Origin of the sequence: Acinetobacter sp. V115_6, from assembly GCF_031799025.1 — a bacterium.
Lineage (GTDB): Bacteria > Pseudomonadota > Gammaproteobacteria > Pseudomonadales > Moraxellaceae > Acinetobacter > Acinetobacter pittii.
Genome location: NZ_JAVQNO010000018.1, coordinates 156,607 through 172,261 on the forward strand (window position 1 = coordinate 156,607; position 15,655 = coordinate 172,261).

Sequence of the window (15,655 nt, forward strand, 5' to 3'; positions counted from 1 at the left end):
AGCACCCAAATTTCAATTTGGGTGTTTTTTTATCGAAAACATGCGGCTTTAATCTTTTTTGTTTAGAATCATCTTTATATCTTTTTGCTGTTGATTCGAGATCGGTATGTCAAGTAAGCCTGTAAGTAAGTCGCATAATAACACCCAGCATTATGTACACTGGTTTCGACACTCAGCGCCCTACATTAATGCTCACCGCGATAAAACTTTTGTATTGATGTTTGGTGGTGAAGCAGTCCGTCATCCTAATTTCGAACATATCATTCACGACATTGCTTTATTGCACTCTCTTGGTATTCGCTTAATTCTCGTGTACGGTGCGCGTCCGCAAATTAATCAAAATCTTAAAGAAAAAGGAATCGAAACTCCTTTTTATGACAACAGCCGTATTACCACACGTGAATCTTTAAGCTGTGTCATGAGTGCTGTAGGTTCTATCCGCCTAGAAATCGAAGCATTGCTTTCTATGGGCTTAGCAAACTCGCCAATGTACGGCGCTCGCATAGATGTGGTATCAGGTAATTTTGTGACTGCTAAACCTTATGGCATTCGTGATGGCATGGATTTCCAGCTTACAGGTGAAGTTCGTTCTATTGATACAGATGCGATTGATCGACACCTCGACAACCATAATATTGTACTGCTAGGGCCAACGGGTTACTCCACTACAGGCGAGGTTTTCAACTTAAGAGCTGAAGAAGTTGCAACTAAAACAGCAACTTATTTAAAAGCAGATAAACTCATTTTTCTAGGTGAGCAACAAGGATTGCTGAATGAAGATGAGCAAATATTACGTGAATTAAGCCCACATCAACTGGACTACTATATTCAACAATATCAAACTATTAGCCCAACACTCACTTTGCATTTGCAACAGGCAAAAAAAGCATCTTTATCAGGTGTACACCGCGTTCATCTTATTTCTTATGCCTATGATGGCGCCCTTCTCGAAGAGTTATTTACTCGAGATGGTATAGGCACCATGATTACCGATGCGCATTATGAAGAAGTTCGCATGGCCAATATTCAAGACGTAGGCGGTTTAATGAATTTATTACGTCCATTAGAAGAAGAAGGTATCTTAGTTTATCGTTCGCGTGAACGTTTAGAGCAAGAGATTAGCCAGTTCGCTGTTATTGAGCGCGATGGTACGATTCTAGCGTGTGCTGCACTTTATCCAATTCCAACAGAATTTAATGAAACACGTTCAGCAGAAATTGCCTGCGTCGCAGTACACCCAAGTTATCGTAAATCGAACCGTGGCAGCCAGATTTTGCAATTCCTTGAAGAAAAGGCAAAAGAACAAGGTATTCGTCAATTATTTGTTTTAACGACTCGAACCGCTCACTGGTTCTTAGAGCACGGTTTCCATCAGGTGAGTGTTGATGATTTACCAAATGCTCGTCAGGCGCTTTATAACTATCAAAGGAATTCTTTAGTCTTTAAGAAACTGCTTCCTTAGCCTTTGCTCTTTTTAAGATATTCTTATTTCAGATAAGCTTAGTTCAAAAAGTACAACCATAAACACGATTAATTTATGGTTGTACTTTTTTTAAATCTAAATTTTTTAAGGTTTTAATATTTTTTATTTTATTTACATTAACTTAATAACAATTCATTAAATATATTTCTATTAGATAAATCATTTTTTCGCATAAGTTTATAGCCTATTGTGTTTAGCTTTTTTTTGCATAAATAAAGACCGAATACTTATTTTTTCTGAAATAAAAATCCATTTAGGGTATCTGCTCATCCAATTATTTTTTTCTTTTTCTCTTTCGGGGAGCACGAAATCTCATGGCACTTTTCAACACCACTTCATGGGCAAAATATTCAGTCATCGCGGCCAGCCTTGCAGGAGTGATGATGTTAAGTGGTTGTGCCAAAAAAGAGGAACAAGCCACCACAACCTTAAATATCGGCTATCAGAAATATGGGATTCTTCCTATTTTAAAGGCTCGTGGTGACTTAGAAAAAGCATTAAAAGAACAAGGTGTACAAGTGAAATGGGTTGAGTTCCCTGCTGGCCCTCAATTGCTTGAAGGTTTAAACGTAGGAAGTGTTTCACTCGGTGAAGCAGGTGAAGCGCCACCGATCTTTGCTCAGGCTGCCAATCCAAATTTAGTCTATGTCGCAAACCAACCTGCTGCGCCAAGAGCTGAAGCACTATTGGTACAAAAAGACTCTCCAATCCAATCTATTAAAGATTTAAAAGGCAAACGTGTTGCTCTTAATAAAGGCTCGAATGTTCATTACCTATTGTTAAAAGTTTTAGAAGCCAACAACTTAAGCTTAAGTGATATTCAACCAGTTTATTTACCGCCATCAGACGCTCGTGCTGCCTTTGAAAAAGGTGCTGTCGATGCATGGGTGATTTGGGATCCTTTCTTTGCAGCGGCTGAACATCAAATTCAGGCGCGAGTTTTAGCAACAGGCGAAAACTTGGTGAGTAATCATCAGTTCTATTTAGCTGACCGTAAATTTGCAGAAAATAATCCGAAAGTACTCAACACTGTTGTACAGACACTTAACCAGACCACTGAGTGGGTAAGTTCACATCAGGATGAAGCTGCCAAGTTACTCGAAAAACCTACCGCACTTGAGTTTGATGTACTCAAAACTTCAATTTCACGTATGGGTTTTGGAGTTCAGCCAATATCTGACAAGGTGGCACAAGAACAACAACAAGTAGCTGATGCTTTTTATGCACAAAAGCTCATTCCAAACAAACTCACCATTCAAGATGCCATTTTAAAACTGAAATAAACCCAGCTTGGGCACGGCTTAAATAATCATATAAATGCTGTGCCTGACCTCAAGGGGAACAAGGATATCAATATGCAACATCAATCATTATTTAGTAAGAGTCAGTGGATACAATTGGTTAAGCGCATCAGTGCAATTACTGTATTAGGCTTAACAATCGCAGCGCCAGCTTGGGCATTTGACCCAACTGTGAAAGAGCTTCGTATTGGTTTTCAAAAAAGCTCGATTAACTTTGCAATTGCCAAACAGCAAAAGCTATTTGAGCAAGAATTCCCAAATGCAAAAATTACTTGGAATGAGTTCCCTGCTGGTCCACAAATTTTAGAAGCTTTAGCTGTCGGTTCACTTGATGTCGGTGTTACTGGGGACACTCCTCCTGTCTATGCACAAGCCGCTGGCAAGCCTTTATATTACATTGCTTATGAAGCAGCTAAGCCATTGGCATCGGCAATTTTAGTTCCAAAAAACTCGCAACTCAAACAGCTTAAAGACCTTAAAGGCAAACGTATTGCGCTGCAAAAAGGTTCGAGTTCACATTACTTACTTGTACAAGCCGTACGTAAAGCAGGCCTAAACTGGAGCGATATTACCCCCATCTGGCTTACCCCTGCCGATGCTCGCGCAGCATTTCAAAAAGGTGCCGTTGATGCATGGGCAATTTGGGATCCTTACTTCGCTTCAGCACAACTAGAAGACCAAGCTCGTGTTCTTGCATCGGGTAAAGGCTTAAGCCCGAACTATACATTTTATTTAGCGGCCCCAAATTTTATTAAACAACATCCGAAAGTTGTTTCAGGGCTCATCAAACAAATCAATCAAGCCGATAAGTGGGTTCAAAGCCATCAAGCAGAAACGGCAGGTGCGATTGGTCAAAGTACAGGTCTTAAACCTGCAACCAGTGATTTATTTATTAAACGCCGTCCGCGCCCTTCATCAGCAGCTCCACTCAGCAGCAAAGTGATTGCTGAGCAGCAGCAACTCGCAGACATTTTTACTCAACAAGGCATCATTCCAAAACCAATCAGCATTAAACAAGCTGTTTGGATTGCCAAGTAATTTCAACAGACATATAGGTAATGCACATGAAAATTTTCTGGTTTATTCCTACCCACGGTGATAGTCGCTATTTAGGTACAAGTAAAGGCGCTCGTCAGGTTGACCATGCCTATATGAAGCAAATTGCTGTGGCAGTAGATAATTTAGGTTACGAAGGTGTACTTATTCCAACAGGTCGTTCATGTGAAGATCCTTGGATTACGGCGGCTAGCCTAATTGATGCAACTCAACACCTTAAATTTTTAGTTGCATTACGACCAGGGGTAACCACACCAGCTTTGGCAGCACGTATGGCTGCAACGTTTGACCGCTTGTCGAATGGTCGTGTATTACTCAACTTAGTGACTGGTGGTGATGAAGCAGAATTACGCGGAGATGGCTTATATGAAGATCACTCAACACGTTATCAAACTGCCAATGAATACGTAAAAATCTGGCGTGAGATTTTGACACGCTCACATACGGGTGAAGCTTTTACATTCCACGGTGAACGTTTACAAGTGGATGATGCAAAACTACTTTACCCACCTGTTCAAAAGCCTTATCCACCACTTTGGTTTGGTGGTTCTTCAGACGTCGCTGTCGATCTGGCTGCTGAGCAAGTCGATACTTACCTTACGTGGGGGGAACCACCAGAAGCTGTCAAGCAAAAGATCGAACATGTTCGTGCTAAAGCTGAGGCTAAAGGTCGTAAATTAACTTACGGCATTCGCTTGCATGTGATTGTTCGTGAAACCAACGAACAAGCTTGGGCAGCAGCGAACGAGCTTATCCAATATCTTGATGATGCGACTATTGCTGCGGCACAGAAAAAATTTGCACAAATGGACTCTGTAGGCCAACAACGTATGGCGGCTCTCCACGGCGGTAATCGAAACAAACTAGAAGTATCTCCAAACCTTTGGGCTGGTATTGGTTTAGTTCGTGGTGGCGCTGGTACAGCACTTGTAGGCGATCCTGGAACCGTTGCTGCCCGTATTCAGGAATATTCTGATTTAGGTATTGATACTTTCATTTTCTCAGGCTATCCACACCTTGAAGAATCAATTCGTTTTGCAGAGTTAGTATTCCCGTTATTACCAATTGAAACTCGCGCTAAACTTGCTCAGCCAAATTTAACCGGTCCATTCGGTGAAATTATTGCCAACAATTATGTTCCAGACGAGAAGAAGCAAAATAGTTCCGTCAAGGAGCCTGCATGAGCAAAGCTGAAAGTGTTGTTTCACGTGGAACAAAACAAATTGGGCAGCGTTTGCTGCCTTGGATTTTCCCTATTCTTCTATTGGTTGTTTGGCAAATTGCCTCAAGTTCGGGTCTTTTAGAAAGCCGTATTTTACCCGCACCTACTGCTGTAGTTTCCGCTTTTTGGCATCTACTGGTGAGTGGCGAACTCTGGCAGCACGTTAAAGTCAGTGCTGGTCGTGCACTGCTTGGCCTTCTGATAGGCGGCGGTTTAGGTTTGTTATTAGGCCTACTCAACGGGTCTTCGCGTTTCGCCTCTACACTGCTCGATACGACCTTACAAATGATTCGTAACATCCCAGCCTTAGCACTTATCCCACTTGTCATCTTGTGGTTCGGGATTGATGAAACAGCGAAATTATTTTTAGTCGCCGTAGGTGTTTTCTTCCCTATCTATATCAACACCTATCACGGTATTCGGTCAGTTGACCCTCAATTGATTGAGATGGGTAAAAGCTACGGACTTTCACGTTGGCAGCTTTACAAAGAAATTATTTTGCCGGGTGCGATGCCTTCTATTTTAGTGGGTTTACGCTTTGCTTTAGGTTTGGTTTGGGTATTGCTTATTGTTGCTGAAACCATTTCAGCTCAAGCAGGTATTGGTTATATGACCATGAATGCACGTGAGTTTTTACAAACGGATGTAGTTCTGGTCGGTATTCTTCTGTACGCCTTACTAGGCAAACTGGCAGATGTTTTAGCACAGCTTTTGGAACGCTATTTACTACGTTGGCACTCTGGATATCAGAAATAAGGGAGCTTAGAACATGACAAATCTGAATTTAAATATTAATCAGAATGAAGTGCAGCTCATTCCGGAAGAACCAACAGAATCTCAAGAACCTGTATTAGGAGCAGAGATTCTGATTGAGCAACTTTATAAATTTTATGGTGAGGTAAAGGTCCTCGAAGATCTTGACCTACACATCCAGCCGGGTGAGTTTTTAGCAATTGTTGGCCGAAGTGGTTGTGGCAAAAGTACGTTACTCCGTTTAATTGCTCAACTTGAAAAAGCCAGCTTTGGGGAAATCAAATTTAAATCTGCCCGACATTTACGTGAAGGCATTACGAACGATGATATTCGAGTAATGTTCCAAGATCCTCGTTTACTTCCTTGGAGAAATATTCTTCAAAATGTTCAACTTGGGCTACCAAAATCACAACATGCTTTGGCAGAAGAATTATTAGAAAAAGTAGGTTTAAAAGAAAAAGCGGGACAATGGCCTTCCCAGCTCTCAGGTGGTCAACGTCAGCGTACAGCCCTAGCCCGTGCACTATCACATACTCCACGCATATTGTTGCTAGACGAACCTTTGGGTGCATTAGATGCTTTAACTCGGCTTGAGATGCAAAGCTTGATTGAGCGCTTGTGGAAGGAGCAAGGCTTTACTGCAATTTTGGTCACACACGATGTGAGTGAAGCAGTGCAATTAGCTGACCGTATTATCTTATTAGATAAGGGCAAGATTGCTCAAAGTTTCCAAGTTAATTTGCCACGCCCGCGTAAAAAAAGTATTACTTTTGCTCAACTTGAGCAACAAGTACTCGATGCGGTTTTGGCAACTTAAGGTTGTGATGAGTAATGAGAACTGTTCAACCGAAAAATGCCCAATTTACGAGCAATAAAACTGCTGTTTTATTGCTCTTTTTTAGGGCGAAATTTAAAAAATATTTTTAAGAATAACAATAAACTAGTGAATCTCTCTATTTTTTGCACAATAGTATATCTATTACACAAATAACTAGCCGTTTTTTGATTAAAAAAGCAAGACACCTGTGCACAAATCAAACAATTTCCCTTACAATGGGAATATTATTTTTTTAATTATGCAGCAGATGGAACAAAAAAAGAGTACCCAAAAGCGCAATCAGCTTCTTGCTGCGGCCCTTGACGTATTTTCAGTCTATGGGTTCAGTGGAGCAAGTCTGGATGAAATTGCCCAACTCGCCGACATGCATAAGTCGAATATTTTCTATTACTATGAAAATAAAGAGTCTTTATATGTAGAAGTGCTCACAACCGTTTTACAAAAATGGTTGGCCCCCTTACAAACTTTAGAAGCTGAATTAGAACCAGCCGAAGCCTTATCTCACTATTTAATTCAAAAAATCGAACTGTCTCGTAGCCAACCGAAAGCATCTAGATTGTTTGCACTAGAAATTATTCAAGGCGCTCCACATATTTTGCCTATACTGAAAGGGCCTTTGAAAAAGCTATTTAAACGCAAAGCTAAAGTCATTCAGACTTGGCAAGAAGAAGGAAAGATTTCCCCAGATATCGACCCTGAGTTATTAATACTCAATATTTGGGGCCTTACGCAAAACTATGCAGATTTTGCAACTCAAATGGAAATGGTGACCGGTAAAACGCTTCGTAACCGCAGTATGTTCCAGCGTTCGATTGAGCATACGGTACATATGATGCTATACGGCGTATTACCTCGCTAAAATAAAAAAGATCGGCAAATTTGCCGATCTTTTTTTAGAAATGGTTTTGATAAAGGGCTAGGAGTTTCTGAGCGCCTAACAATAAATTTTCTTCCCAATCCAAATGTGCAGTGTCATCTGCCCCATCAGTAATATACTTCACAGAAATTAATCGTACACCTAACTTATGGCACACTTTAGCTAAAGCATAGCCTTCCATATCAACCACATCACAAGCTACTTTTGGCTGACCTGTTTCAAATGAATCACCTGTTCCACATACTGCTTTTGGCAAATCAATAAAATGTGGTTGAAGATGAATCTCTGCCGCCAAATGATCATCTAACGGCGTTACACCTACTTCAAAACCTAGGGGTGAAACATCCATATCCCGTTGTACAAAAGTTTTTACTTCGACTAAATCATGTCGATTAAATGCAGAGCTTCCCGCTGTACCTAAGTTAATTAGAGTTTTACAGCCTGTTTTTTGAATAACTTCAAATGTTTTAAAGGCAGCATTAATCTTACCAATACCACTGTAATGGACTTCAACACCTGCTTGTTCAAATAAACCCTTAGATTCATTAGGAAGCGCCATAATTAAAGCAATATCAGTGTTCATTCAAAAAGCTCAAATCAAAATTAAATAAGTTAGAAAATAAGTATAAATCAGGTGCAAAAGCTTTTTGCACCTTTTCATCATTACTGCACTTTTTGTTGTAAAGCGATTAAGCATGGAGAAAAAAACAGTTGACCACTATATGCGCCTGCTAGCGTTTTCTTCATTACAACGCCCCACATCGTCAATAACAGAATACTCAATGCGACAGCAACGTATTGTAAGAATACAATTTCAACCTGATGTTCTAAATTAAATAGTGCGAGAATAAATACACCTAATGGAAAGGTTAAGCCCCACCAGCCCAAGTTAAATGGAATACCTGTCTTTGCGTGACGGAGCGTTGTTAAAATCGCAAGACCAAGCCACCATAACCCAAAGCCTAAAAGTACAAGACTGCCTACAACTCCTAAAGCTTGAAAGACATTCGCAAATTGGTGAAATCCTACGCTTGGCGCCACTCTTTGTGCCTGCTGCCCTAATAACAATAAACCTAATGCACCTGTACCAATAGGGCCTAAAGAGAGCCAGCTAGAAATGGCGACTTCTTTTTCAGGTAACTGATGCAAAGCCATACGCAACATTAAAATTGTCAGAATAGCAAATGCTGGTAAAACAGAGATTCCCCAGAGTACATAGCCAGCCATTAATAAATGAAAGCTATGCAAATCTGCTGGTAAATGCGCGACTAACATGCCGGCAGAACTTGCTGCTACTTCACAGGCAACCACAGGTAAAAGCCAGATTGCAGTCATGGTATGTAGCTGATGGTTCTGACGACTAAACATACAAAATGGCACGATCCACGCAATGGCCAGTGCTAAAAAGACATCGATGTACCATAAAGCTTGAGCAATATGGATTGCAACTTCACCGTAAAGCCCGACACCGAAACTTAGAAACCCGTTTAATATCGTTGCAAGCCCCATCGGGATAGCCCCTAAAAACAAGCTCATATTTGGATGATTAAATATTTGCTTCGCTTCATGAGGGAAAAGAAACCACCGCAATAAATAAAGAACTGAAAAAACACTGAACAAAATAATATTAAATTGCCATAACAAAGTTGCTAGCGTGAATAAAAATGATTGAGCAAATGGTAGCTGGATTAAAATCATACTCACCACGCCAGTACCCATAGTCGCTGTAAACCAATTTGGAGTAAAATGTCGTATAACATCTTTGCTATGATTTAATTGGTAAAAGGGTTTTTTCATTTTAGTTCTCTAATCAAAGAGTGGATAAAGATATAGTAGAGCAAACCATTAATAAGAAAAATTGATTTATTTTTATTTAATTCATCAATATTTTAGATATGCAAATATTCATGTTGAAAAATAACTGAGTAAAAACACAACAACAAGACGAATCTGTGAGATTATGGCAATATATAGCCCTTGCAAAAATAGCCATATTTTAAGTTCATGAAACTGCTTCGTCTTAACGCGTTATCGCCCAATTTTCAGTTACCTCAAACAGCGGTAACTATTGGTAATTTTGATGGTGTCCATTTAGGTCATCAAGCGATGATTGCTCAACTCAAAAAAATTGCTGCAGCACAAGGCTTAAAAACATTGGTTATGATTTTTGAGCCACAACCTCTTGAATTCTTTAAAGGCTACGATGCCCCTCCTCGTATTAATTCACTACGAGAAAAAGTTGAATACCTAACTGAGCTGGGGGTTGATTACATTGCAGTTGCTAAATTTGATCAGCATTTCCGTAGTATGAGCGCGTCAGCCTTTGCAGACTTATTAAAAGATAAATTAAACGCGCAGTCTTTGGTTTTAGGAGATGACTTTCATTTCGGTAAGGACCGTCAAGGAAACAGCGAATTTTTAAAAGAATACGGATTTGGGGTCACAAATTTACATACGATTGAGCTTGAAGGTGAACGCGTAAGTTCAACTCGTATTCGCCAAGTGCTTCAGGTAGGAAATCTTGCCTTAGCTGCTAAATTATTAGGTCGTCCTTACAGTATTACTGGACGAGTTCAATATGGCGACCAAATTGGCCGAACTCTGGATTTTCCAACGATTAATGTTCGCCTCAACCGCCATAAGCCATGTTTAAATGGGATTTATGGTGTTGAAGTCATTTGTGAAACAACCTCACTTACTCAAAAAGTGCGTCAAGATACACCCGAAAAACCGGGAATTGCCGGATATCATGATAACAGCCTCTATGGCGCAGGACATGTCGGTACACGTCCAGCCATTCAGCAAGAACATCCAGAGTGGAGATTAGAAGTACATTTCCCTGATGTTTCTGCTAATCTGTATGGCTTATTTATGCGGGTGACTTTCCTTCACTATCTTCATGGTGAATTGAACTACCCTTCGCTTGAGGCACTTAAGGCAGGAATTGATAATGACGTGCAGCAGTTACGACAATACCGTAACGACACGACACAATTTCCTTTTTAATTCTAATTTTGATTGTAAAACATGTCGGCTCCCAAGCTGATTAAACTGGATGAAAACTTGCATGAGCGATAAGCAAACTCCTGAGAATGCAGTGGACTACAAAGCCACGCTAAACCTGCCGGATACTCAATTTGCAATGAAAGCAAATTTGGCAGTACGTGAAGTGAAATGGTTAGAAGAGTGGTATACCGACAACATTTATCAGCAGATTCGTGCATCGCGTATTGGCAAGAAAAAATATATTTTGCATGATGGCCCTCCATATGCGAACGGTACAATTCACTTGGGCCATGCGGTTAACAAAGTACTTAAGGACATCATCGTAAAAAGCCGTACTTTGGCAGGTTTCGATGCGCCATATGTACCAGGTTGGGACTGTCACGGTTTGCCAATCGAACTAAAAGTTGAAGAAAAAGTAGGTAAAGTGGGTGAAAAAGTTGATGCAGCCACTTTCCGTAAACACTGCCGTGAATATGCGCTAAAGCAAATTGATTTACAGCGTACTGACTTTAAACGTCTTGGTATTTTAGGGGACTGGGATAATCCTTATCTCACCATGAACTATAAACAAGAAGCCGATATTGTTCGTGCTCTAGGTCTCATCCAGAAAAATGGTCATATCCAGCCAGGTTTAAAGCCAGTGAACTGGTGTATGGACTGCGGTTCAGCTCTTGCTGAAGCAGAAGTCGAATACGAAGATAAAAAATCTGACGCAATTGACGTTGGTTTTGGTGTTGTTGATCTCAAAGATTTAAGTGTCCGTTTAAACGTAGAAGTTCAAGATCTGACAGATATCGTGATCTGGACCACTACACCATGGACATTACCAGCTAACCAAGCCGTTGCGTTGCATGCCGAAATTGAATATCAATTGGTGCAAGTGACAACTGAGCGCGGTAAGCAAAACTTCATTCTTGCTAAAGACTTAGTTGCTTCAGCGATTGAGCGTTACAAGCTTGAAAACCCAGTTGTTTTAGCTGATTTTACTGGTTCTGCTCTTGAAAACCTTACCCTACAACATCCTCTACTTACTGATCGTCAAGTTCCGGTTATTTTAGGTGAGCACGTTATTGCAACAAGCGGTACAGGTGCCGTACATACAGCGCCTGGCCACGGTGCAGACGACTATAAAGTAGGTCTTCAATACAACCTTAAAGTAGATAACCCAGTGGGTGGTAACGGTGTTTATCTCCCAACTGCTCCAATCTATGCTGGTGAACACATCTATAAAGCCAATCCAAAGATTATTGAAGCTTTGGGCGCTGTAGGCCGTTTATGGGCTCATCAACCAATTAAACACAGCTACCCACACTGCTGGCGCCATAAAACTCCTATTATTTTCCGTGCTACACCACAATGGTTCATTAGCATGGATCAAAAAGGGTTACGTGAAGGTGCGCTTAATGCCATTGAAAATGATATCGAGTTTGTACCGAACTGGGGTAAAAACCGTATTGAATCAATGATCGAAGGCCGTCCGGACTGGTGTATTTCACGTCAACGTACTTGGGGTGTTCCAATTCCATTCTTCGTTCATAAAGATACGAACGAATTACACCCGCGTACACCTGAACTCATCGAAGAAGTTGCTCAACTGATCGAAGAAGAAGGCATCGAAGCATGGTTCAAACGTGAAGCAAAAGACTTCATTGGTGAAGATGCTGAACAATACAATGCTGTTCGCGATACGCTTGATGTATGGTTCGACTCTGGCACAACACATTACGCTGTACTTGAGCAACGTGAAGAATTAGAAAGCCCTGCTGACTTATATTTAGAGGGTTCAGACCAACACCGTGGTTGGTTCCAATCTTCTTTATTAACGTCTATGGCAATTCACAATCGTGCGCCATATAAAGCCTTGTTAACTCATGGTTTTACAGTTGATGAAAATGGCCGTAAATTGTCGAAGTCTTTAGGCAACTATATCCCGCTTGAAGAAATCATCAAACAGCTTGGTGCCGATGGTTTACGTCTATATGTAGCTTCTAGTGACTACCGTTATGAAATCGCAGCATCGAAAGAAATCTTTAGCCGTGTAAGTGATAGCTACCGTCGTATTCGTAATACGCTACGCTTCTTGCTTGCAAACTTAAATGGTTTCAAACCAAGTACAGATGCTTTAGCAGTAGATGATCTTATCGCTCTAGATCAATACATCTTACAACGTGCGAATGAAGTACAACAAACCATTATCACTGCCTATGAAGAAATGAACTTCCATGTGGTGTGTAGTGCGTTAACAAGCTTCTGTATTAATGACTTAGGTGGTTTCTACCTAGATATTATCAAAGACCGTCAATACACCACTAAAGCAGATTCTCAGGCACGTCGTTCTGCTCAAACAGCGCTTTATCATATTGTCCAAGCATTTATCCGTTGGATGAGCCCAATCTTAAGCTTTACGGCTCAAGAAGCTTGGCCATTGATTCCAGAACAAACTGAAAAGTATGTATTTACTTCAGAATGGTATGACTTACCTGTTTCATCAAAAGCAAACTTGCTTTCTGAAGAAGATTGGCAAACATTGATTAGCGTAAAATCTGCAGTAAATAAACAGATTGAAGCAGCGCGTAACGCTAAACTTGTCGGCAGTAATCTTTCAGCCAAAGTTGAACTTTGGGCAAGTGAATCATTACAAACAGTTTTAAACCAACTGGCTGATGAACTCCGTTTTGTTCTTATTACTTCGCAAGTAGTATTACATCCATTTGCTGAGCAAGGTGAAGCAACTGAAATGGAAGGCTTACGTGTACAAATATCTGCAGCTGAAGGTGAAAAATGTGCACGTTGCTGGCACGTTCTTCCAGATGTAAATACACATGCCGATCATCCTGGTTTATGTGGTCGTTGTATTGTGAACGTCACTGGTCGTGGCGAAGTGAGAAAATATGCCTAATTCACAAGCTAAAAAAGGCTTATTCCAGTTTTATCCACATAATCTGATTTGGCTTGGACTTTCAGTCCTTGCCATTGTATTGGATCAATGGACAAAATGGATTGCGAGTACACATCTAAACTATGCAGATCCTGTACCTGTACTTCCATTTTTAAACTGGACACTATTACATAACTATGGTGCAGCTTTTAGCTTTTTATCTGATGCAGGAGGATGGCAGCGCTATTTCTTCACATCTTTGGCGGGCTTAGTTTCAGTACTTTTTGTATTTTGGTTAATGCGTATGCCTAAAAAAATGGTGGTGCTACCTGTAGCCATCGCTTTAATTTTAGGTGGAGCTTTAGGCAATTTAATTGACCGTATTACCCTAGGTTATGTGGTCGATTTCATTCATGTTTATTACCAAAATCATCACTTTCCAGCTTTTAATATTGCGGACAGTGCCATCACTCTAGGTACGATTTTGCTACTCATTGATACATTCTTCCTTGAGAAGCAACGTAACCAAAATTCGGATGCATAATATGACCGAAATTATTCAACCTAACGAAGAAATTCGTATCCAAGAAGGCTCTAAAGTCGACCTACACTTTTCTGTAGCTATCGAAAATGGTGTAGAAATTGACAATACACGTAGCCGTGAAGAGCCTGTTAGTCTGACTATTGGTGACGGAAACCTTTTACCAGGTTTCGAAAAAGCATTATTCGGTTTACGTGCAGGTGACCGCCGTACAGTACACCTTCCACCAGAAGAGGCTTTTGGTCCGTGGAATCCAGAAAATATTCAAACTTTCGATACAGTTAAGTTTGAACAACGCCCTATTCCTGGTCACATGATCGAATTTGAAGATAAGGCAAAAACCACCTTATTCGGTGTAGTAAAATCAGTTAATGATGACATTACAGAAATAGATTTTAATCACCCATTAGCTGGGAAAAATATTACCTTTGAAGTAGAAATATTTAAGGTTACTCCTGAAGGCCAACAAGGCATTAAGCTAATGTAAATAAAAAAGCCCTCTAAATGAGGGCTTTTTTATGATTTAATTTTTATTAGTGACATAAGAATCCTTACAAATTCTATATTCTCTCCCACCTATAGAATGAATTAAGTTATAAAGATAAAAATTCTTAGGAAAAATACATGCTGGTCTATATTATCGTAGGAAGTGTTCGTGAAGGACGTACAGCAATTAAAGTTGCCAATTGGCTAGAATCCACAATTCAATCATTTAATCTAGAAGATTTTCAGACAGAAGTAATTGATTTAAAAGAGTGGAATTTACCGTTATTTTCAGGCTCTCACCCACCTGCTACCGGGATTTATGATCAACCTAAACAACAAGAATGGGCAGACAAAATTGCTCAAGCAGACGCATTTATCTTTATTAGCCCAGAATACAACCATGGTTACAGCCCAGCTTTAAAAAATGCACTTGATTATATCGGTAAGGAATGGGGTGGTAAACCTGCTGCATTTATTGGTTATGGTTCAACAAATGGCTCTCGCTCTATTAGCCAAATACGTCAAGTCACCTCAAGTTTAAGTATCATTGACCCCAACGCTGTAATAGAGATAAGAGATATATTTAAACGTAATAAAGATGAAAAATTCGAAGCTAATGAGTTTGAAGTAAAAGGTCTTCAATCCATTGTTGAGAAACTACAGAAATATCATTTGTCTTAATTGAACAAAAGGCCTCTTTTCTAAACAAAAGAGGCCTTTAATTTTATAAACTCTTTAAATACTCCACTACATCAGTATTACCTGCCATTTCTGCAAGCTCTAATGCTGTGTATTCACTTTTGTAAGCGACATGTGCACCTTTTTCAACTAAGAGCTTTACTACCTCTAAATGATCATTTTCAGCAGCTGCTTGTAGAGCACTATATCCCTCATCATCTGTCTGATTAGGATCTTCTCCCTCTATTAGTAATTCTTTTATTTGATCGATATCACCTAGAGATGCCCAATAAATCAATACAGGCAAAGATAGCTCTTCATCATCTTCAGGTATTGGAGAGAAAGAATTGATCTTCATGGACGTACCCAAAAATAATAAAGTTCATCATTATATTCATAGAATACAGCCAGAATACAAATCTAATTTTGGATCTATCTTTTATTAAAAATTAAATTCCGCCCAATAAAAAAACACCCCCATTTATTAGAACGGGGGTGTTTAGAATAATGAGCTGGCGATGACTTACTCTCACATG

15 protein-coding genes are annotated in these 15,655 nt (G+C 40.0%); 12 read left to right on the forward strand and 3 right to left on the reverse strand.

Going from position 1 to position 15,655, the window contains the following annotated elements:
- The first annotated feature begins 106 nt into the window (after positions 1-106).
- From argA to RMA94_RS06695, 7 genes are all read left to right on the forward strand, one after another.
- Positions 107-1,462, forward strand: coding sequence for an amino-acid N-acetyltransferase (gene argA / locus RMA94_RS06665; RefSeq protein WP_016802669.1), 1,356 nt, complete (start codon positions 107-109; stop codon positions 1,460-1,462).
- 335 nt (positions 1,463-1,797) lie between these two features.
- Entirely contained in the window at positions 1,798-2,766 is a 969-nt protein-coding gene (locus tag RMA94_RS06670) for a sulfonate ABC transporter substrate-binding protein (RefSeq protein WP_270907633.1), read from the forward strand.
- Between the two features lie 72 nt (positions 2,767-2,838).
- A complete protein-coding gene (locus tag RMA94_RS06675; protein WP_270907634.1) occupies positions 2,839-3,822 on the forward strand; it encodes a sulfonate ABC transporter substrate-binding protein in 984 nt (327 codons plus the stop codon).
- Positions 3,823-3,848: 26 nt separating this feature from the next.
- Positions 3,849-5,024 carry an FMNH2-dependent alkanesulfonate monooxygenase gene (gene ssuD, locus RMA94_RS06680; protein ID WP_270907635.1) on the forward strand — a complete coding sequence of 392 codons (1,176 nt, stop codon included), beginning with the start codon at positions 3,849-3,851 and terminating at the stop codon, positions 5,022-5,024.
- Positions 5,021-5,818: an aliphatic sulfonate ABC transporter permease SsuC gene (gene ssuC / locus RMA94_RS06685; protein WP_002120785.1), complete on the forward strand. Its 798-nt coding sequence runs from the start codon at positions 5,021-5,023 to the stop codon at positions 5,816-5,818. The genes ssuD and ssuC overlap by 4 nt, the downstream gene beginning before the upstream one ends.
- 13 nt (positions 5,819-5,831) lie before the next feature.
- Positions 5,832-6,632 (forward strand): ABC transporter ATP-binding protein, encoded by an 801-nt coding sequence (locus tag RMA94_RS06690; RefSeq protein WP_032037058.1) that lies wholly within the window; start codon positions 5,832-5,834, stop codon positions 6,630-6,632.
- 259 nt (positions 6,633-6,891) lie between these two features.
- Complete coding sequence (locus tag RMA94_RS06695) at positions 6,892-7,512, forward strand: TetR/AcrR family transcriptional regulator (protein WP_005071782.1); 621 nt, start codon at positions 6,892-6,894, stop codon at positions 7,510-7,512.
- A gap of 34 nt (positions 7,513-7,546) precedes the next feature.
- On the opposite strand, the gene RMA94_RS06700 is transcribed toward RMA94_RS06695, so the two are convergent.
- Positions 7,547-8,113 carry a 5'-nucleosidase gene (locus tag RMA94_RS06700; protein WP_311082310.1) on the reverse strand — a complete coding sequence of 189 codons (567 nt, stop codon included), beginning with the start codon at positions 8,111-8,113 and terminating at the stop codon, positions 7,547-7,549.
- Between the two features lie 80 nt (positions 8,114-8,193).
- Positions 8,194-9,327: a TDT family transporter gene (locus RMA94_RS06705; RefSeq protein WP_311082311.1), complete on the reverse strand. Its 1,134-nt coding sequence runs from the start codon at positions 9,325-9,327 to the stop codon at positions 8,194-8,196.
- A 207-nt stretch (positions 9,328-9,534) separates the two neighbouring features.
- On the opposite strand from RMA94_RS06705, the gene ribF reads away from it, so the two are divergent.
- The 5 genes from ribF (at position 9,535) to RMA94_RS06730 (ending at position 15,122) form a co-directional block, all read left to right on the forward strand.
- Positions 9,535-10,536: a bifunctional riboflavin kinase/FAD synthetase gene (gene ribF / locus RMA94_RS06710; RefSeq protein WP_311082313.1), complete on the forward strand. Its 1,002-nt coding sequence runs from the start codon at positions 9,535-9,537 to the stop codon at positions 10,534-10,536.
- A 61-nt stretch (positions 10,537-10,597) separates the two neighbouring features.
- Positions 10,598-13,435, forward strand: coding sequence for an isoleucine--tRNA ligase (gene ileS, locus RMA94_RS06715; protein WP_311082315.1), 2,838 nt, complete (start codon positions 10,598-10,600; stop codon positions 13,433-13,435).
- Positions 13,428-13,958 carry a signal peptidase II gene (gene lspA / locus RMA94_RS06720; RefSeq protein ID WP_005804840.1) on the forward strand — a complete coding sequence of 177 codons (531 nt, stop codon included), beginning with the start codon at positions 13,428-13,430 and terminating at the stop codon, positions 13,956-13,958. The genes ileS and lspA overlap by 8 nt, the downstream gene beginning before the upstream one ends.
- Before the next feature lies 1 nt (position 13,959).
- Positions 13,960-14,442, forward strand: a complete 483-nt coding sequence (locus tag RMA94_RS06725) for a peptidylprolyl isomerase (RefSeq protein ID WP_161283030.1) — start codon at positions 13,960-13,962, stop codon at positions 14,440-14,442.
- A 137-nt stretch (positions 14,443-14,579) separates the two neighbouring features.
- Positions 14,580-15,122 carry an NADPH-dependent FMN reductase gene (locus RMA94_RS06730; protein WP_161283029.1) on the forward strand — a complete coding sequence of 181 codons (543 nt, stop codon included), beginning with the start codon at positions 14,580-14,582 and terminating at the stop codon, positions 15,120-15,122.
- Between the two features lie 43 nt (positions 15,123-15,165).
- Here the strand turns inward: RMA94_RS06730 and RMA94_RS06735 are convergent, their stop codons facing one another.
- Positions 15,166-15,477: an ankyrin repeat domain-containing protein gene (locus tag RMA94_RS06735; RefSeq protein WP_075384129.1), complete on the reverse strand. Its 312-nt coding sequence runs from the start codon at positions 15,475-15,477 to the stop codon at positions 15,166-15,168.
- Positions 15,478-15,655: the final 178 nt, after the last annotated feature.